This window comes from Variovorax sp. 10N420 (assembly GCF_056394705.1).
The window spans coordinates 1-18,477 of sequence record NZ_JBFTIJ010000024.1; the positions used below are offsets into that span (position 1 = coordinate 1).

Annotated in this window: 15 protein-coding genes and 1 pseudogene; 13 read left to right on the forward strand and 3 right to left on the reverse strand. The window is 64.9% G+C overall.

Annotation, left to right across the window (positions count from 1 at the left end; all coding sequences use genetic code 11):
• From AC1DEK_RS29355 to AC1DEK_RS29365, 3 genes and pseudogenes are all read right to left on the reverse strand, one after another.
• Positions 1–2,012 (reverse strand): autotransporter-associated beta strand repeat-containing protein (locus AC1DEK_RS29355; RefSeq protein ID WP_478128878.1); only part of this gene is annotated, 2,012 nt, incomplete at its 3' end.
• Positions 2,013–2,471: 459 nt separating this feature from the next.
• Positions 2,472–2,771, reverse strand: a pseudogene (locus AC1DEK_RS29360) (ESPR domain-containing protein); the annotation flags it as partial.
• A 173-nt stretch (positions 2,772–2,944) separates the two neighbouring features.
• On the reverse strand, positions 2,945–3,796 hold the full coding sequence (locus AC1DEK_RS29365) for a Crp/Fnr family transcriptional regulator (RefSeq protein WP_478128847.1): 852 nt from the start codon (positions 3,794–3,796) through the stop codon (positions 2,945–2,947).
• A 49-nt stretch (positions 3,797–3,845) separates the two neighbouring features.
• Here AC1DEK_RS29365 and AC1DEK_RS29370 point away from each other — a divergent pair, with 49 nt between their 5' ends.
• From AC1DEK_RS29370 to AC1DEK_RS29430, 13 genes are all read left to right on the forward strand, one after another.
• Positions 3,846–5,141 carry an aromatic ring-hydroxylating oxygenase subunit alpha gene (locus AC1DEK_RS29370; RefSeq protein WP_478128848.1) on the forward strand — a complete coding sequence of 432 codons (1,296 nt, stop codon included), beginning with the start codon at positions 3,846–3,848 and terminating at the stop codon, positions 5,139–5,141.
• Between the two features lie 14 nt (positions 5,142–5,155).
• On the forward strand, positions 5,156–5,854 hold the full coding sequence (locus tag AC1DEK_RS29375) for an aromatic-ring-hydroxylating dioxygenase subunit beta (protein ID WP_478128849.1): 699 nt from the start codon (positions 5,156–5,158) through the stop codon (positions 5,852–5,854).
• A gap of 115 nt (positions 5,855–5,969) precedes the next feature.
• On the forward strand, positions 5,970–7,016 hold the full coding sequence (locus tag AC1DEK_RS29380) for an AI-2E family transporter (protein ID WP_478128850.1): 1,047 nt from the start codon (positions 5,970–5,972) through the stop codon (positions 7,014–7,016).
• A gap of 105 nt (positions 7,017–7,121) precedes the next feature.
• Positions 7,122–8,477 (forward strand): tetratricopeptide repeat protein, encoded by a 1,356-nt coding sequence (locus AC1DEK_RS29385; protein WP_478128851.1) that lies wholly within the window; start codon positions 7,122–7,124, stop codon positions 8,475–8,477.
• Between the two features lie 109 nt (positions 8,478–8,586).
• The gene (locus AC1DEK_RS29390) at positions 8,587–9,699 is read left to right on the forward strand and encodes an efflux RND transporter periplasmic adaptor subunit (RefSeq protein ID WP_478128852.1); all 1,113 of its coding nucleotides are present in this window, start codon (positions 8,587–8,589) and stop codon (positions 9,697–9,699) included.
• Positions 9,696–12,785 carry an efflux RND transporter permease subunit gene (locus AC1DEK_RS29395; RefSeq protein WP_478128853.1) on the forward strand — a complete coding sequence of 1,030 codons (3,090 nt, stop codon included), beginning with the start codon at positions 9,696–9,698 and terminating at the stop codon, positions 12,783–12,785. Before AC1DEK_RS29390 ends, AC1DEK_RS29395 begins: the two co-directional genes overlap by 4 nt.
• A gap of 16 nt (positions 12,786–12,801) precedes the next feature.
• On the forward strand, positions 12,802–13,329 hold the full coding sequence (locus AC1DEK_RS29400; RefSeq protein ID WP_478128854.1) for a Na+/H+ antiporter subunit E: 528 nt from the start codon (positions 12,802–12,804) through the stop codon (positions 13,327–13,329).
• A complete protein-coding gene (locus AC1DEK_RS29405; protein WP_478128855.1) occupies positions 13,322–13,651 on the forward strand; it encodes an MrpF/PhaF family protein in 330 nt (109 codons plus the stop codon). Before AC1DEK_RS29400 ends, AC1DEK_RS29405 begins: the two co-directional genes overlap by 8 nt.
• Positions 13,648–13,977 carry a monovalent cation/H(+) antiporter subunit G gene (mnhG, locus tag AC1DEK_RS29410; RefSeq protein ID WP_478128856.1) on the forward strand — a complete coding sequence of 110 codons (330 nt, stop codon included), beginning with the start codon at positions 13,648–13,650 and terminating at the stop codon, positions 13,975–13,977. The genes AC1DEK_RS29405 and mnhG overlap by 4 nt, the downstream gene beginning before the upstream one ends.
• The gene (locus AC1DEK_RS29415; protein ID WP_478128857.1) at positions 13,974–14,915 is read left to right on the forward strand and encodes a hydrogenase subunit MbhD domain-containing protein; all 942 of its coding nucleotides are present in this window, start codon (positions 13,974–13,976) and stop codon (positions 14,913–14,915) included. The genes mnhG and AC1DEK_RS29415 overlap by 4 nt, the downstream gene beginning before the upstream one ends.
• Positions 14,912–15,256, forward strand: a complete 345-nt coding sequence (locus AC1DEK_RS29420; protein WP_478128858.1) for an NADH-quinone oxidoreductase subunit K — start codon at positions 14,912–14,914, stop codon at positions 15,254–15,256. The genes AC1DEK_RS29415 and AC1DEK_RS29420 overlap by 4 nt, the downstream gene beginning before the upstream one ends.
• A complete protein-coding gene (locus AC1DEK_RS29425) occupies positions 15,257–16,804 on the forward strand; it encodes a complex I subunit 5 family protein (RefSeq protein WP_478128859.1) in 1,548 nt (515 codons plus the stop codon).
• Positions 16,801–18,459 carry a proton-conducting transporter transmembrane domain-containing protein gene (locus AC1DEK_RS29430; RefSeq protein WP_478128860.1) on the forward strand — a complete coding sequence of 553 codons (1,659 nt, stop codon included), beginning with the start codon at positions 16,801–16,803 and terminating at the stop codon, positions 18,457–18,459. Before AC1DEK_RS29425 ends, AC1DEK_RS29430 begins: the two co-directional genes overlap by 4 nt.
• Positions 18,460–18,477 lie beyond the last annotated feature (18 nt).

Below are 18,477 nucleotides of genomic sequence, written 5' to 3' on the forward strand. Positions count from 1 at the left end.
CCAAAGCCCACGTTGTAGTCCAGCGCATTGGCCGACTTGCCACCGGCAAGCGTAAGGTAATCGACCGGACTTGCGGCCCCACCGAGGCTGACCGTGTCGAAGTCGTTCGTGATGCCGCCGGTCGTGTGAATCACATTGGTCTGTGTGCCCGTCAGTGCACTGGCCGAGGTCGGCGCGCTCGCACCGAAGCCGGTGATGTTGAGCGTGCCGCCCAGATCAGCCGTCGCCGCCGAGATGACGGGTTGCGCGCTACCGAGCGCGACATCGAGCGTGCTGGTGGCCGCCTGCGTGAATGCACCACCTACGGACAGACTGGAATCGGCGGCGATCTGGGTGGTCGCACCCGCGGCCGTCGTGTAGGCGCCCGTGGTCGCGAAGGCGCCGGCTTGCGCCAGATCGAGCGTGCCGGCCGCGACGTTCACGCTGCCTACTGAAGAGCCGGTGCCGGTGAGCGCGGTCGTTCCCGTGCCGGCCTGCGTGAGCGAACCACTGCCGGTGATCGTGCCCGCGAAGGTCAGCGCATCGCTGCGGTTAAACGCCAGCGTGCCGTTGTCCACCACATCGCCAACGATCGAGCCGCTGGTGCCGCCATTGCCCAACTGCAGTGTGCCCGCCGAGATCGTCGTGCCGCCGGTGTAGGTGTTGTCGGCCGTCAGCGTCGTCGTCCCTGCGCCGATCTGGTTGACTGCGCCGGTGCCCGTGATCGTGCCCGCAAAGGTCGAGGCATCGCTGCGGTTGAACGACAGCGTGCCGTTGTCCGTAACATTCCCGACGATGCTACCGGTGGCGCCCCCATTCCCCATCTGCAGGGTACCGGCGTTGATCGTCGTGCCACCCGTGTAGGTGCTGTCGCCCGTCAGCGTAGTGGTGCCGAAGCCGATCTGCGTGACGGTCCCGGTGCCGCTGATCGCCCCTGGGAGAGTCCAGGGACCTCCGTGACCCAAAGCCAGCGTGCCGTTATTCGTGACGTCGCCCGCAATCGAGCCGGTGAGGCCACTGACGGTGCCCAGTTGCAGGGTGCCCGCCAAGATCGTCGTGCCACCGGTATAGGTGTTGTTGCCGACGAGCGTCAATGTGCCAGTGCCCTGGTGCGCGACAAACCCGCTGCCGCTGATAGTTCCGGAATAGGTGATGTCGTCGCTATGGTCGAATCCCAGGATGGCGTCGTTGGCAACGTTGCCACTGATGTAGCCGCCGGTGCCGACGCCGCCATCACCCACCAGAAGAACCCCGCCCGTGATCGCCACGTTGTTGGGGAACGGTGTAGGGCCTGTCAGATAGGTCGCCCCATCCGTGTGGAGCAACGTGCGGCTTCCGAAGGTTGCACCTGAGTCCAGAATCAGCGAGTTTGCATTGAACGGGCTCGACAAGGTGACGCCTACTCCGGTGCCTACCAGCGCGCCCGAGATCCGAATCGTCACGAGGCCTGTGGCATCGGACGCGCTCTCGATCGCGCTGCCCTGCTGCAACGATGCGCCGCTTGCGAGTTGCAGTGTTCCTTGCAACACCCGCCAGTTCTGCGCTTGGGAACTGCTGCTTCCAGTGAGTGTCCAGGTGCCCGCTTCCCGCTTCTCGAAGTTCTCGATGGCGCGGTACTGCTGTGTCGGCCCCACGGCGCCGAGATCGAAGCTGCCGTTCCCAGCCCCTGCCAGCGCCAACGTGTCTGTACCTGCGCCCGCATCGACATAGCCTGTGATCACGGAGGTAGGCTCCAGAATGAGCGTGTCCGCGTTGCCGCCGAAGGTGATCGCCGCCCCGCTGACGCCTCCGCCTCCGGAGATCGTGCCGCTGTTGCGGACCGTGTTGACTCCGCTGCTGTTGATCGCGGCGCCGCCGGACAAGTTCTGGATAGCGCCCTCATTCGTGAGATTCAGAACGCCGGCTCCCACCTCGATGGCCGGCACCACGGATGACGCGATCGTGCCTGAGGGCCGGTTATCGATGGTGAATGTGCCTCCGCCTGCGAGGTTGACGGCTGCGCTCGCATTGGCAGATATGTTTCCGTTGTTCATAAGCTGAACATTGGTACCGGCCGCGACACTTTCGATCGCGCTTGATCCAGCAGTTAGCGAAGTCGTGATGATGGAACCGTTGTTAACGAGAGAGTAGTTCCCGGCCGTGCGGATCCCGACGAGGTCCCAACCGTTTTCGAGTGCCTCCGAAATCGTCCCTTCATTGGTAAGGCTCCAACCGGATCCACCGGCAGTGATAACACTAAAGGTCAAGTTTCCCGGAACGGTATTGGAGGCGATGAATTGCCCTCCTGAGTAGATGATCAAAGACGAATCGATTCCGGTGAAATTCAGCCATCCCTCGTATATTCCCGAGCCCAGAACGGTGACTGTGCTGCCCGCGCCCGTCACCGTGCATCCGTAATTGACAGGGCTACCAATCGTCCCACCTGTTGCCGACAGACTGCATTGCGCAAACGCCTGAGATATGAACATGGGCGAAAGCACGATCGCGGCGACTGCGATGGACCGCCTCGAGCGCACTGCACGTTGCACGCTCTTGGACTTGCCGTGGGCAGTGGTCCGCTCGCTCACGGCGACGCACGTTTGAGAGACCTCATCCCAGATGGAACAAAACACTTGATTCATACGCGTCTCCGCTTCGCCAATTTGGCCGGGTGGGGCTCGGGGCGAGCCTCCTAACTCGACTTCTAAGTGGGGCAAAGTGGTGGAGTCAATCTGAACGTTTATGAGTCGCGGCGTGATCGGCCAGTCTCCCCGCCTTGAGACAGAGGCCAATCCGGAGACCATGCTGTCCATTCAGTTAGCTGGACATCTAAGGACGCGCTCTTGCTTATGCGCGCACTGTTCGAAGAGTCAACGCCTGCTCCAACTCCCCGGTACGTTGCCCGAAGAAGTCCCGCAAGCACCGCACCAAAGGCGTCAGCTGTCGACGACCCGGCACCGCCAGCTGGAGAACTGGGGCTGAAGCATCAGGCAGCGGGGGGAGCGGCGGCGAGCCGTTCCTCCAGCCGCTGCCGATCGGCCAGCAGCCGTCCGGCGACCATCGTCACAACCTCGAAGCCGAACGCCGGGTTCTGGTAGTACAGCTGCCTGAACGTCGTCTCGTCGATCCGCAGCACGAGGCAATCCGTGGCGCAGCGCGCGGTGAGGGTGCGGCGCTTGTTCGGCGCAAAGAAGGCGATCTCGCCAAACAACCGGCCGGGTTCCATCGTCTCGCCGATCTCGACGAAATCGATGCGGCCCTCGGCAAGAAAATACAGGTGAGTCGCCGCGTCGCCCTTGCGGAACAGCACCTCATGCGCCTTCAGGCGCTGTTTGCGCATGTAGGGTCGAAGCCACACGCCGGACAGGTCGCTCGACTCGGACGCCGCTCGCACACGGCGCGTCAGGCGCACCATCTCCGCCGTCCGATAGATGTTGATGGGCAGCAGCGTGCCGTGCAGCAGCACCATGATCAGCGAAGGATGCAGCGCGCCGTAGATCAGGAAGCCCAGGTTGCCGCCGACCGCCAGGCAGCGCAGCGGGATCATCGTCTTGACGAACGAACTGACGATCACCAGCGCCCCCGCGACAGCGGCCGAGCAGACGGCGATGATGCCCGCCGGGGTCGACAAGCTCGAGCTCAGCGCGGCGGTCACGGAGTCGAACAGTGCAAGCGATGCCGATGCCATGGAGGCTCCTAGAAGGGTCTGCGCCACATTGCCGGAATGATCGCCGAGCATCGCAGGTTCGGGGCCACTGGACAAACAGGTCGTGCGGGTAAATCTGAGACCTTCCTTCCCTCGGCCGGGAGCAAACTGCGCCCAGGAAGCCGCGCGCAAGCCAAAGTCATGGTGCGGCGATCCTCGCCCCAAGAATGAAGGGAAGCCGATGATGAACCTCAATTCGCTGGTCGAACCCGACCGGGTCCACAAGACCGTCTACACCGACCCGGAGATCTTCAATGCCGAAATGGAGAAGATCTGGGAACGCACCTGGGTCTACTGCGGCCATGTGTCGCAGGTGCCGAATCCGGGCGACTACTACGCCGTGACGATCGGCCGTCAGCCGATGATCATGGTCCGCCAGGCCGACGGCTCGGTGCAGGTGCTCTACAACCGATGCCCTCACCGCGGCGTTCAACTGGTGGGCAACCTCAAGGGCAACACCGGCAGCAGCTTTGTCTGTTCGTACCATGCGTGGAGTTTTCATCTTGACGGCAAGGTGCGTGCCATTCCATTGGCGCAGGGCTACGAGGGCACGCGCATGACCCGCGACAACCCCGATTGCAGCGTGAAGCGCGCAGCCCGCGTCGACAGCTACCGCGGCTTCGTCTTTGCGAGTCTGGTCGGCGAAGGGCCATCGCTGGTCGATTTTCTCGGCGAAGCACGAATTGCCTTCGACGACATGTGCGACCGGTCGCCCGTGGGCGAGGTGGAGGTCGTGCCGATCTGCCATCGCGTGATCCAGCAATCGAACTGGAAGTTCTTCATGGAGAACCAGCTCGATGCGCTGCACCCATCCGTCACGCACCAGTCGACCGGCATCGCCGCCGGCAGGGTCGAGAAGCGCCTCAAGGCCGAGCGGGGTTCCGCGCCGCTTTACTACCACTACCTGTCGACCTTCGCGTCGAGCTTCGACCAGTGGAATTCGGTGCAGACCATCAACTTCCCGCATGGGCACGGCATCCTCAAGGCCTACATGGGCTTGCGTCCCCAGGACCCGGACACGCTCGAATACGAGGCGCTGCTCAAGCAAGCCTATGGTGAACAACGCACCGAGGAATACCTTTCCCGCAGCATTCATCATGTGCTGATCTATCCCTACCTGTCGGTGCAATCGCCGCTGCAGCAGTTGCGATGCCTGCGGCCGATCTCGGCGGACAAGACGCTGTCGGAGATCTGGCACTTCCGCCTCAAGGGCGCGCCGGAAGCCATCTACCGCCGCAGCCTCTGGTACTACAACCTCGTGAATTCGCCCGCCACGATGATCAATGCCGATGATCTCGAGAACTGGACGAAGGGCCAATGGGGACTGGGGTCGAACGGCGGTGACTGGGTCAGCTTTCATCGCTATTTCGGCGATGACCGGGAGGAGGGCGGCGTGACCTACTCCAACCACGGTACGTCAGAAGCGGTGATGCGCAGCCAGTTTCGCGCATGGTCGGCCTACATGCTGGCCGCATAGCGCAGGAGTACGCCATGAACACACAGGGCACACAGGGCACACGAGACCCAGCCATTCCCAACGCTGGCCCCGACTTCGAGCACCTTCTCGCACAGGAGGTCGTGATCGAGGCGACCGCAGGGGAAGCGCGCACCGGCGCCCAGGTGATCGCGCCGGATCATTCGCCGCGCATGCCTTCGAATAACAACGCCGCCGCTTTGCCGCGCGCGGGTCTCCTCACCGCTACCGGCGCGAGCGTTGAACTGCAGCGAGAGGTCGAGCAGTTGCTCTACCTGCAATCCGAGCTGCTGGATGGCAAGCACTGGCAGGCATGGATGGACCTGTTCGACGACCGCGGCGTCTACTGGATGCCTGCATCGCCGGAGCAAACCGATTGGGAAGGCTCGCCATCGATCTTTGCCGAAGACAAGCTGATGATGGAAATTCGCAAGGGTCGCGTGTCGCACCCCAATGCGTGGTCGCAGGCGCCGATGTGGGAGACGAGTCATGTCGTCGGCAATGTGGCGCTCGAATCCGTTGACGGTGCGACGATCCAGGTGCGCTCGCGCTTCCAGATGATGGAGTTGCGGCGCGACACCATCCGGCACTTCGGCGGCACCTACCGGCACACGCTGGTGCGCGATGCGGGCGGTGCGCTGCGCATTGCACTGCAGCGCGTGGACCTGTTCAACGGACAGGCACCTTTCGACTACGTGCTGCAGATCTGGGTCTAGCAAGAAGCAAAGAAGCAGCTTTGCCGCGTTTGCGTTGGGGTGGCGGGATGGATCGCGGGCCGCATAAGATCGGCGCGCCGTCGTTTCCGATCCATTCCACGGAGTTGCATTCAAGATGAACCACCGGTTCCAAACGTTCGTGTATGGCACAGCCATTGCGTTGATGATCGGTTGGGTGTTCTACATCGGCCGGGATGTGTTCGTCCCGATCATGTTCAGCGTCTTCGTCGTCTACGTGGTCCTTGGGCTTTCAAGGCTCATCAGCAGAATCCCCCTGCTGGGGCGCGTGCTGCCGCAGACGGCCGTTTCACTCCTGTCGGTGCTGATCATCACTTTCGGCCTGTGCATGGTGGTCTACACGATCCTCGCGAGCAAAGACAGCGTGATCGCCCAGGCACCGCGCTATCAGGAGTCGCTCCTCGCCGGCGTCCAGAAGGTGGCCGTGTTCCTGCGCTTCGAGGGGGAACCCACATGGACCACGCTGCGCCGGGACTTCCTCGCCCAAGTGAGCCTTCAAAGAGTCGTGGGCTCCGCGCTGTCGTCGGTGTCCTCGCTCTTCGCGAGCGTGGGCGTGGTGGCGCTCTATGCCTGTTTTCTGCTGGTCGAGCGGACCCATCTGGACGCGAAGATCGCCGGGATCGCCCGCAGTCCGCAGCATGCGCTGCGCATCAAGCAGGTCATCTCGGACATCAACGCGCGGGTCGGCGCTTATCTGGCGCTCAAGACTTTCCTCGGCGTGCTGCTGGGCGCGCTGAGCTGGGTGGTCATGCGGTACAAGGGACTGGAGTTCGCGCCGTTCTGGGCCGTCACGATCGTGCTGCTCAACTTCGTGCCTTACATCGGTTCGGTCCTGAGCATCCTGTTGCCGAGCGCCATGGCGATGGCGCAGTTCGGCGCGACGGGCGATGTCGTTTCGATTGCACTGTGGCTCACTGTCATCCAGTTCGTGATCGGCAACTTCCTCGACCCGATCGTCATGGGAAGCTCGCTCAATCTGAGCCCCTTTGCCATACTGGTCAGCCTCGCGGTTTGGGTGGCACTCTGGGGTGTTCCCGGTGCGTTTCTTGCCGTGCCGATCACGGCCATGATGACGATCATCTTCTCGGAGTTTTCGGGGACGCGGCCTTTCGCGGTACTGCTGTCGCGCAACGGCAAGCCCTAGCATCCGCGCCTTTCGGCCCCGCGACCGTTCACGTTGCGCATGATGTATACGACGTGTTAAATGCCCTCCACCCGCGAAGAGGTTCGCTGGAGGAGACGTTCGACCATGACCGAGTTTCGTGCCGAGGGTCGCGGCAACGCGCATCCACCGTGGCGCCTTGCCTGCCGGATATGGGTGGCTTCCATCGCCGTGCTGTTCGCGAGCGCCGCGTTCGCGGCCGATCCGGACGTTGCACGCGCTCGGCAGCTCGTGGGCGAGGCCAGGTACCAGGAGGCCTATGACCTGCTCGCGCCGTTCGAAGCCGCTGCTGCGGGCGATGCCGATGTCGGGTATCTGCTTGGCCGCGCCGCACTTGGCCTGCAGCAGGGCGAGAGGGCGAAGGTGCTTTTCGAGCGCAGCCTGGCAACGCGCCCCGACTTTCCGGCGGCGCATCTTGGCTTGGGCCGCGCCTATTCAATGCTTGGGCGCTATGCGGAAGCGAAGATCGAATTCGAGACCGTGCTGCGTTTCGACAACGTTCCGCAAGATGTTCTCTCGCAAGTGCAGATCTATGACCAGGCGGCACGGCAGTCGCTCGAGCAGAACCAGGCGCTGACGCACTTCGGCTATGCGGAGACGGGCGTCGGCCAATACCGCGTGAACAACACCGTGGGCACCAACGCGCTCGGCGGCGGCGACCGGCGCGACACCTTCTTCAATGCACGCGCGGGCGGCGGCGTGAACTACGCGCTGGACAACGGCTATGCCATCGATGGCACGCTGGACTATCGCTACCGCAACTACGACAACTCCAACAGCAGGAACGACTCCGACCTGCGCTGGAACCTGGCCGGCAGCAAGTCCTTCGGCGAAAACAATCTCGCCGCCGGCTTCAGGGGCCGCACCAGCTATCGCGGCGATGGCGACTACCGCAACGATGTGTCCATCTACACCAACTACCGCATGCGCTACGACCCGGACAATCAGTTCAACGTCGGGGCGGACATCCGCCGGCGGCGTTACCCGGAAGGTCCTTTGCGCGACTTGAGCCGCACCACCGCGCTCGTTTCCGCGGGCTGGGTCCGCTCGTTCATGGAGGGAGACGGAAGTCTGTCGGTGACCGGGCACGCAGGCCGCAACTACGCAACGAGCCGGCCCGACGGCGATTCGGACGTCTTCGGTGCGACCGTGGCGCTGGACTTCACCGTCAGCAGCAAGCTCGCTTGGGGCACATTCCTGTGGTGGGAGCGAGATCAGTTCAATGCCGACAACATCGAGCACTTTCACCCGGACACGCTCGACAATACCGTGCTCCTGCGTCGCCGCGACAACCTGTACGAAGTCGGCGCTTATCTGGTCTGGGACTTCGCGCCGAGTTGGTCGCTGCGGCCGGAGATTCTCTGGATCCGCGACCAGAGCAACTCGATCGGCTTCAACTACAGCTCGACCGAATACTGGATCAACGTGCGCAAGAGCTTCTAGCTGCCTTGTGTCGACTTGACAAACATTCGAGTGCCCCGGATGCTGACTCAAGCACTCGCAGGTCCGCCTGCAGTTGTCGGTCTCAACCGCATCCATAGGACGTCACCTCGTGCCAGCGAAATTCGCATTTCAAGACCTTGGTCGCATCCCTGGAACGACGACGTTCCTCTCACTCACCGCATTGCTCCTGTTGTCCGCGTGCAAGCGCGCCGAGGAGGCGCCAGCCCCGGAGATCCGGCCAGTGCGCGTGATGAAGATAGAGACACGGGTCGCAGGCGACACGGTCACCCTGACGGGCAGCGTCCAGGCGCAGACCGAGATCAACCAGTCGTTCCGCATCGACGGAAGGCTCATTGAGCGCCAGGTCGAGGTCGGTGATCTCGTCAAGCCCGGTCAGCTTCTGGCACGCCTCGATCCGCTGAACGAGGAAACAGCCCTGCAGGCGGCGCGCTCGCAGTTGGCGGCAGCGCAGGCGCAGAACGTCGAAGCCCGTACCCAACAGGGGCGGTTGCGCGATTTGCTCAAGGAGAACGCGGTGTCGCGCGCCTCTTTCGACCAGGCCGATGCGTTGTTCAAGGTCACGCAGTCGCAAGTGGAGACGGCGCAATCGCAAGTGACGCTGGCGCAGAACAGAGTGAACTACACACGCCTCAATGCCGATGTCGCGGGCGTGGTGACAGCCCGGGGCCCGGAGCCCGGCGAAGCGGTGCAAGCAGGCCGGATGGTCGTTCAGGTGGCGCGGGAAGGCGCACGCGACGCGGTCTTCGACGTGCCTGCGGCGGTGAAGAACAGTGCGCCTTCGAACCCCTCCATCACGGTGTCGCTGACCAGCGACCCCAGCATCACGGCGACAGGCCAGGTGCGCGAAGTCTCTCCGCGTGCCGATCCCGTGACCGGCACCTTCAGCGTGAGAGTCCGGCTCGTCAACCCGCCTGCCGCCATGCGCTTGGGGTCGACGGTCACCGGGCGCATGAAGCTCGACACGGCACCGGCGATCGACATTCCGGCATCGGCCCTGAGCCGTTCCGGCAAGAGCGCTTCGGTGTGGGTGGTGGACTCGAAGACCGGCACCGTCTCGGCGCGCCCGATCGAGGTCCGCGCTTATGACGCGGCGCGCGTCCAGGTCACGTCCGGCCTGTCGCCGGGCGACCTCGTCGTCACCGCGGGCGTGCAGGCACTGCGGCCCGGGCAGCAGGTCCGCATGCTCGAGGCTGCGCAGTGATCGGCCCGAACCTGTCGGAGTGGGCGCTTTCCAAGCGCTCGCTGGTGCTGTTCCTGATGATCATCGCTGTCGTCGCCGGAACGCTGTCGTTCCTTCGCCTCGGCCGCGGCGAAGATCCGGCATTCACGTTTCGCACGATGGTCGTGGCCGCCGGTTGGCCGGGTGCCTCCGTCGATGAAACTCTCAAGCAGGTCACCGAGCGGCTCGAACGCACGCTGCAGGAGACCAACCATCTCGACCGCATCCGCAGCTACACGGTCGCTGGCCAGACGACGATCTTCGTCGACCTGAAGCAGTCGACGCCGCCCGCCGAGGTGCCCGACGTCTGGTACCAGGTGCGCAGGAACATCGGCGACATGCGGCAGACGCTGCCCTCGGGCGTGGTGGGCCCGTTCTTCAACGATGACTTCGGCAGCACCTTCGGGATCATCTATGCGTTCACGGCCGATGGCTTCACGTTCCGCGAACTGCGCGACTACGTCGAAGCGGCGCGATCGCGATTGCTCCAGGTTCCGGACGTCTCCAAGATCGAAGTGCTCGGTGCGCAGGACGAGCAGATCTACATCGAGTTCTCGACCGAACGCCTCGCCGGGCTGCGGCTCGACTATCCGACGATCGTCAATGCGCTGCAGGCGCAGAACGTGATCCGGCCGGCCGGCACCATCCAGACGGAGCAGGAGCGCGTCTTCGTGCGCGTGACCGGCTCTTTTGACTCCGAGCGCGACATCGAGGCCGTCAATCTGGTGCTCGGCAACCGCATGATCCGGCTGGGAGACATCGCCACCGTGCGGCGCGGCTTCGTCGATCCTCCGCAGCCGATGTTCAGGGTCAACGGCAAGCCCGCGATCGGCCTGGCCATCGCGATGCGCGACGCGGGCGACATCCTCGCGCTCGGACGCAACATCAAGCACGAGATGGACGACATCACGGCCAACCTGCCGCACGGCATCGAGCCGACGCTGGTTGCCGACCAGGCCGCGACGGTCGACGTCGCCATCAACGACTTCATGGCGTCGTTGTGGCAGGCGATCATCATCATTCTGGTGTGCAGCTTCGTGAGCCTGGGCGTGCGGCCCGGCGCCGTCGTTGCGCTGTCGATTCCGCTGACGCTGGCGGTCGTGTTCGCAATCATGGATCTCCTGCACATCGACCTGCACCGGGTCTCGCTGGGGGCGCTGATCATTGCGCTGACGCTGTTGGTGGACGATGCCATGACCACGGTGGACGCGATGATCAACCGGCTCGCCGCGGGCGACACCAAGGACCAGGCCGCGACCTTCGCGTACAAGACGCTCGCAGCGCCGATGCTGGTCGGCACGCTGGTCTCCATATCGAGCTTCGTGCCGATCGGCTTTGCGCGGAGCTCGGCGGGCGAATACACGTTCTCGATCTTTGCGGTCGTCGCCATTGCGCTTCTGGTGTCGTGGCTCGGTGCCGTGATCTTTTCGCCGCTGGTGGGCAAGGCGATCCTCAAGGCTCCCAAGCGGGACACCGCGCCGGCCAAGCCGGGCAAGATGCTGGTGCTCTACGGGCGCTTCCTTGAGGCAGCGATTCGCGCGAGGTGGATCACCATCGCGGTCACGCTGGCAGCTTTCGTGGCCACCATCTTTCTGCTTCGCCTGGTACCGCAGCAGTTCTTTCCGGCATCGGACCGGCCCGAGCTGACCATCGACATGACCTTGCGGCAGAACGCGTCGATTCATGCGACCGAGGCGCAAGCCGAACGCTTCGAGGCGCTGCTCAAGGACGATCCGGACGTGGACCACTTCAGCACCTACGTCGGGCGTGGTGCCGTCCGCTTCATCCTCACGCTCAACGTGCAGTTGGCCAACCCCTTCTTCGCGCAGTTCGTGGTGGTCGCCAAGGACATCGACGCGCGCGACAGGCTCCAGAACAAGCTGGAGAAGGCGCTGGCGGAGCAGTTTCCCGACGTGGTCGCTCGCGTGTCGCCGCTCGAACTCGGCCCGCCGGTGGGATGGCCCCTGCAATACCGGGTGAGCGGCCCCGACCAGAACGAGGTTCGCAAGCACGCGCTCGAGTTCGCCGAAATCCTCGGGTCCGACGCGCGTGTTCGGCACGTCAACTTCGACTGGATGGAGCCGGCGCGGCAAGTCAAGGTGCGCATCAACCAGGACGAGGCGCGGCAGCTCGGTGTCAGCACCGCGACCTTGTCGGGCATCCTCAACGCAGCGATCACCGGATCGGCCGTGACGCAGGTGCGCGACGACATCTACCTCGTCAACGTGGTGGCCCGCGCGACGGACGAACAGCGGGTGTCCTTCCAGACCTTGAGTTCGCTGCAGGTGCCGACGCCCACGGGCCGGATGGTGCCTCTGAGCCAGTTCGCCACCTTCACCGAAGAGCAGGAACTGCCGCTTATCTGGCGGCGCGACCGTGTGCCGACGCTCACCGTGCGCGCGGACGTCCTGCACGGCGTGTTGCCTGACACCGTGGTCGAAACGCTGGCGCCGCGGATCAAGGAATTCAACGCGAAGCTGCCGAGGGGCTACAGGGTGGAGACCGGCGGCCTCTTCGAGGAAAGCGCCGCGTCGAGCGCATCGGTGTTTGCCGTGGTGCCCTTGATGATCGTGCTCATGCTCGTGAGCATGATGCTCTTGCTGGTGAGCTTCCGGCGCTTGGCGATGGTGGTCTGCATCATGCCGCTGGGGCTCATCGGCGTGGTCATCACACTGCTGATCTTCAACCGCCCGCTGGGCTTCGTCGCGATCCTGGGCATCCTGGCGCTGATCGGCATGATCGCGAAGAACGCCGTGATTCTCATCGTGCAGATCGAGACTTACCGCTCCGAGGGGCAGAGCGTCTGCGACGCCGTGGTCGCTGCGGGCACCTCGCGATTGCGGCCGATGATGCTGACTTCGATCTCGACCGTGCTGGGCCTCATACCGATCGCGCCGACTGTGTTCTGGGGTTCGATGGCCTTTGCCATCATGGGCGGCCTGCTGGTGGCGACGCTGCTGACGCTGGTGTTCCTGCCGACGGTGTACGTGGCGGTATTCGGCAAGGAAAAGCCGACGCCACTGGACGAGCCCGCCGAGCCCGCGAACCCCATTGCCGAGACCGCCTGATCGCCGGAGGCTTTGCGTGACTCCCGATTCACCTGATCGCATCGAGGCCCGCACGCCGACGCTGGCGCGCGCGGCATTGGAGCGCGGCATGATGTTCCTCGCGATGTGGGTGGTGCTGATGCCGAGCGCGAAGCCGGGCGATCTCGCCATCGGACTGGTCGCCACCATTGCGGCAACCTGGACGAGCGTGCGGCTTCTGCCGCGCGAGGCCGGGCACGTGCGCTTTCGCTCGCTGCTTGTCTTCATTCCGCACTTTCTCTGGCAGTCGGTGGTCGCGGGCGTCGACGTGGCGCGCCGCGCACTTGACCCACGCATGCCGCTCAAGCCGGGGTTCGTGGACTGCCCGGTGAGCTTCCCGCCCGGTCTGGCGCGAAACGAATTCGCTTCCATCATGAGCCTCATGCCGGGGTCCGTGCCTGTCGGAGAATCCGATTTCGCGATCGTCTTCCATTGCCTGGACGTCACGCAGCCCCTCGCACAGCAGATGGCCGAGGAAGAAGAACTTCTCACGGATGCCCTTGTGACGGGGGAGAGCCATGGATGACTTCCTTCTCGGCGCTTGCGCCTTCGTCTTCCTGATGGTGGCGGCCGGGCTGGTGTGCGTCCTTCGCGGCCCGGGCAATGCCGACCGCATGATGGCGGCGCAACTCTTCGGCACAGGCGGCATCGCGGCGCTGCTGTTGCTGGGTGCGTTGCACGACATCGAGGATGTCGTCAACGTGGTGCTGACGCTGTCGATCCTGGCTGCCTTCAGTGCCATCGCGTTCGTGAAGGCGGGGTCCGTGCTTGTGGACGCGGATGCGGATGCGGATGCGGATGCGCAGTCGCACGCAGATGCAAGGGCCGCTGCGGGGGACAAGCCTTGAGCATCGTCGCCGACATCTTCACCGTCGTTGCCATTTCGGTCGGCGCTTTCTTCTTCTTTGCCGGCACGGTCGGACTGGTGCGCTTTCCAGATTCATACACGCGCCTGCATGCGCTGACCAAGGCCGACAACCTGGGCTTGGGCCTTGTGGTGCTGGGCTTGCTTCCGCAAGTGGGCAGTGCGCTGCTCGGATTCAAGCTGATCCTCATCTGGTTCCTCGTCCTGCTGGCGTCGGCGGTGTCGTCGCAGCTGATCGCGCGAGCGATTCAACGCAGCGAACAAAGCGGCGCTCCGCGGACGGCCAAATCGCGACAGGTGCCGCCATGAGCCTGACATTGAACATCGCGCTGGTGCTGCTCTTTCTCGGACTCGCGACGTGGACCGTCTTTGTGCGCGACACGTTTTCAGCGGTCGCCGGTTTCATTCCGTACGGATTGCTGCTGACCTCGGTGTGGCTGCGGCTGTCGGCGGTCGACGTCGCGATGACCGAGGCAGCGATCGGCGCGGGCCTGACCGGCGCGCTACTGGTCGGTGCCGCGGCACGTCTGCGCGCGAGCGAAGCACAGTCCGCCGCACGACAGCCTGGGGTGCTGACGCGTGTCGTGGCCGCGATCGTGTCGATTGCAGTAGCCGCCGCGATCGCCGCCTGCGTGCTGCTGCTGCCCGAGCCGGCGCCCACGCTCGCGCAGGAAGTCGCGGACAACATCGCATCGACTGGTGTGGGCAACCCGATCACTGCCGTCCTGCTGTCGTTTCGCGCGATGGACACACTGCTGGAAGCTGTCGTGCTGCTGTTCGCGCTGGTCGGCGTGTGGTCGCTCGCGCCCGACCGCGCATGGGGCGGCCGGCCCGGGCCGATGCCTGCCTCCGATCCGAACGGCATCCTGGCGTACTTCGCGCGCGTGCTGCCGCCGATCGGCATCGTCATCGCGGTCTACATCCTGTGGGTCGGCGCAGACAACCCGGGCGGCAAGTTCCAAGGTGCGACCATCCTCGCCGCAATGTGGTTGCTGGTGATGATGGCCGGCCTGGTCGACGCGCCACCGGTGGGTAGCAGATTGCTGCGGATCGGGCTGTCCGTGGGGCCGGTGGTGTTCATCCTCATCGGCTTGGCGGGCGTTGGCGCTGCCGGTGCGTTCCTCGGCTATCCAGAAGGCCATGCCAAGCCATGGATCCTCGTGATCGAGTTCGCGCTGCTGCCGTCACTCGCGCTCACGCTGGGCTTGCTGTTGGCGGGCGCACCGCAACGGGCGGAGCCGAAATGAGCGCGGCGACGCTCTTCGGACTTTGCGCCGCGGTGCTCGTCGGGCTCGGGCTCTACGGATTGATCGTGAGTCCGCAGCCGTTGCGCAAGATCCTGTCCTTCAACCTCATCGGCAATGGCATCTTCCTGGTGTGCGCGGTGATCGCGCGCCGCGGTGCAGGCGCGGGGATGGGTGGCGATCCGGTGCCGCAGGCCCTGCTCATCACGGCGATCGTCGTGGCCTTCGCGGCTTCGGCGCTGGCCGTGGCCTTGCTGCTGCGCCTGTTCGAGGAGACCGGTTCGGCAACGCTGACCGTCGAGACTCCCGAGCCCGGCGGGCCGGACGCACCCGGAGCGCACTAGGTGCCGGTTTCCCTCGCGATCGACCCGACCACACCCGCCGGCCTGTTGCTCGTGCTGGCAGTGCTCGTGCCCTTTGTCGGCGTGCTGCTCGGACTCGTGCTCGGCGGGCGCAATGCGCAACGGGTGACGATGGCGACGCTCCTCATCGGACTGGGCATTGCGATCGCCATCGCCGATGCGCTGGTGGAATCGGGCGGTGCGCTGGTGTATCCGCTGGGCGGGTGGAGCCCGCCGCTCGGCGTCGCTCTGCGCGCCGACGGCCTCTCGGTGGTGATGCTGGTTGCTGTGGCGGTGGTCATCGGCGTCATCGGCATCTACGCGCGCGGCGATTTCGGCACGCCGTCCGGCGCGAAGGAGGCACGCGCGCCGTTCATGTTCTGGTTGCTGCTGCTCGCCGTCTGGGGCTCGCTCAATCTCGTCTTCGTCAGCGGCGATGTGTTCACCCTCTATGTCGCGCTTGAACTGCTGACCTTTGCGGGCGTTCCGCTGGTCAGCCTCGACGGACGCGGCGAGACCTTGCAAGCGGCGCTGCGCTATTTGCTGTTTGCACTCCTGGGTTCAATGTTCTATCTGCTGGGCGCGTTTCTGCTCTACGGCGCCTACGGCACGCTGGACATTGCGCTCCTGGCATCGCGCATCCAGCCCGAGCCCATCGCGTGGGCCGCGGCCGCGTTGATGACAGTCGGGCTGATCGCCAAGACCGCGCTCTTCCCGCTGCACCTGTGGTTGCCGCCCGCGCATGCCGGCGCGCCCGCCGCGGCCAGCGCCGTGCTTTCCGCGCTGGTGATCAAGGGCGCGTGGTTTCTGGTGGTTCGCCTGTGGCTCGACGTCTTTGCCGGTGTCGTGACGCTGCCGTCGACGCAACTGCTCGCGACACTGGGTGCCGCGGCGATCCTGGTCGGCAATGTCGTGGCGCTGCGCCAGGCCCGGCTGAAGCTGCTGATCGCCTATTCGACAGTCGCGCAGATCGGCTACTTGTTCCTGATGTTTCCCCTCGTCGCCGGGCTGGAGGCTGCGCAGATCGACAGCGCTTCGGCCGTGTCCGGCGGCATGCTCCAGGCCATCTCCCATGCGACGGCGAAGGCCGCGATGTTCCTGGCGGCGGGGTTGATCTATTCCACTCTCGGCCACGACCGCGTGGCGGACCTCCGCGGCATCGGACGTGCATTGCCAATGACGCTGACCGCTTTCGCACTCGGTGGCGCATCGTTGATCGGGCTTCCGCCGTCCGGTGGCTTCCTTGCCAAGTGGCTGCTCCTTTCCGCGGCCATCGCGACGGCGCAATGGTGGTGGGTGCTTGTCATGCTCGTCGGCGGGCTTCTGACAAGCGCGTATGTGTTCATGGTGGTCGTTCGTGCGATGGCGCCCGCGGACGCCGGTTGGATGCCGAAGAAGCTGGTGCCGCGCTACCAGCAAGTCGCCGTGCTGGTGGTGGCCCTTTGCTCGTTCCTGCTGGGTCTCTCGGCGATGTGTCCGGTCGACGTGGCGCAGATCGGCCGGCCCGGGCTGTCGCCGATTGGCGCGATCGGCGCCGTGGGGGCGCGATGATCATCGGCTCGGTCACCTTCCTCGCGATCCTGCTGGGCGTGCAGGTGATGGTGCCGCTCGCGATGGGCGTGCCGCTCCTGCTGTTGATCGCGAGCGCCTGGAAGCCGCTGCGGCGCCGCCTGCCGCTCCTGTTCGTGTTTGCGCCGGTGCCGGCGCTGCTGGCCGCGCTGTTCGACAACGACGGAACGAGCTTCGTCATGGGCAACGCGGCGTTCTCGCTCAGCTTCGCTGTCGATTCACCCGGCGCCATGTTGCTCGGGGTCGCGGCGCTGCTGTGGATCGTGGCCGGTGCTTATGCCGCGCGCTTTCTGCGCGGCAAGGCCGAGCCCGACGGATTCATCGTCTGCTGGCTGATGGCACTGACCGGCTGCGTCGGTGTGTTCCTGGCGGCGGATCTCATCAGTTTCTATTTCCTGCTCGCGGTGCTGAGCGTTGGGGCCAGCGGACTCGTGCTTCAGGGCAAAGGACCCGATGCGTTGCGCGCGGGAGCGCTCTACCTGGGGCTGGCACTCCTGGCCGAAGCCTTCCTGCTGGCCGGCCTCATCCTGATGGCGAATTCGACACCCGGCGACAGCCTGCTGATCAGCGATGCCGTTGCGGCGCTGCCCACTTCACCCACGCGCGACCTCACGCTGACATTGCTGCTCATCGGGCTTGGCATGAAGGCGGGCCTCGTGCCGATTCATTTCTGGATGCCGCTGGCTTACGGTGTGGCGCCGATCCCGGCCGCCGCGGTGATGAGCGGCGCGGTGGTCAAGGCGAGCGTCATCGCGATGGTGCGTTTCCTGCCGCTGGATGTCGCGCTGCCCGACTTCGGCTATCCGCTCGCCACGGTCGGATTGATCGGCGCCCTGTATGGCGTGCTCATCGGCGTCACGCAGTCGCGGCCCAAGACAGTGCTTGCCTATTCGAGCGTCAGCCAGATGGGCTTTGTCGTGGCCGTCATCGGCATGGGCCTGGCTGCGGGCGATGGCAGCACGGCGATGGCCGCTGCCTTCTACGCTGCGCACCATCTGCTGGTGAAGGGCGGCTTGTTCCTCGCGGTGGGCGTGATCGGTCTCACGGGACGGCGGCACTTGTGGCCCATGTTGGTTCCAGCCGCGGTGATCGCGCTGGGTCTGGGTGGTCTGCCGCTGACGGGCGGTTCGCTCGCCAAGCACGCGGCCAAGGATCTGCTTGGCGATGGCCTGGCCGGCAGCGTGGCGGTGGTGTCGTCGATTGCGTCGACGCTGCTCATGATCCACTTCCTGCGTTGCTTGAGCGGCAACACGGCGCCGGACGCGGACGCACGCGCCCCATGGGTGCTGACTGGCGCATGGCTCGCGATGGCATTGGCTTCTCTCGTGGTGCCGTGGGTGCTGTACCTCCAGTTTCCGGTCGACGAACTGCCCAAGGCCCTCGCGCCCGTTGCGTTGTGGTCAGCGCTGTGGCCGGTGCTCGTGGGCGCTGCGCTTGCTGTCGTGCTGGACCGATCGAGGCAGCTTCTTCCGCGCATTCCTGCTGGCGACATCGGCATTGCGCTGGGCGGCCTGAAGGGCGCGAGCTTCGCAACCGGCGCGGGCTTCGAGCGCGCAGACAGCTTCCTGCGGCGCTGGCCCATCGCGTGCATCGCGTTGCTCGTGGTCACGCTGCTCTTCATCTGGATGCTCTCCTGATGCTTCAAACGATATCGA

Bases quoted from the DNA above. Each gene is read 5' to 3' on its own strand.
- AC1DEK_RS29385 (WP_478128851.1), top strand. From the start codon at position 7,122: ATGACCGAGTTTCGTGCCGAGGGTCGCGGCAACGCGCATCCACCGTGG.
- AC1DEK_RS29415 (WP_478128857.1), top strand. From the start codon at position 13,974: ATGAGCCTGACATTGAACATCGCGCTGGTGCTGCTCTTTCTCGGACTC.
- AC1DEK_RS29420 (WP_478128858.1), top strand. From the start codon at position 14,912: ATGAGCGCGGCGACGCTCTTCGGACTTTGCGCCGCGGTGCTCGTCGGG.
- AC1DEK_RS29380 (WP_478128850.1), top strand. From the start codon at position 5,970: ATGAACCACCGGTTCCAAACGTTCGTGTATGGCACAGCCATTGCGTTG.
- AC1DEK_RS29405 (WP_478128855.1), top strand. From the start codon at position 13,322: ATGGATGACTTCCTTCTCGGCGCTTGCGCCTTCGTCTTCCTGATGGTG.
- AC1DEK_RS29370 (WP_478128848.1), top strand. From the start codon at position 3,846: ATGATGAACCTCAATTCGCTGGTCGAACCCGACCGGGTCCACAAGACC.
- AC1DEK_RS29375 (WP_478128849.1), top strand. From the start codon at position 5,156: ATGAACACACAGGGCACACAGGGCACACGAGACCCAGCCATTCCCAAC.
- AC1DEK_RS29430 (WP_478128860.1), top strand. From the start codon at position 16,801: ATGATCATCGGCTCGGTCACCTTCCTCGCGATCCTGCTGGGCGTGCAG.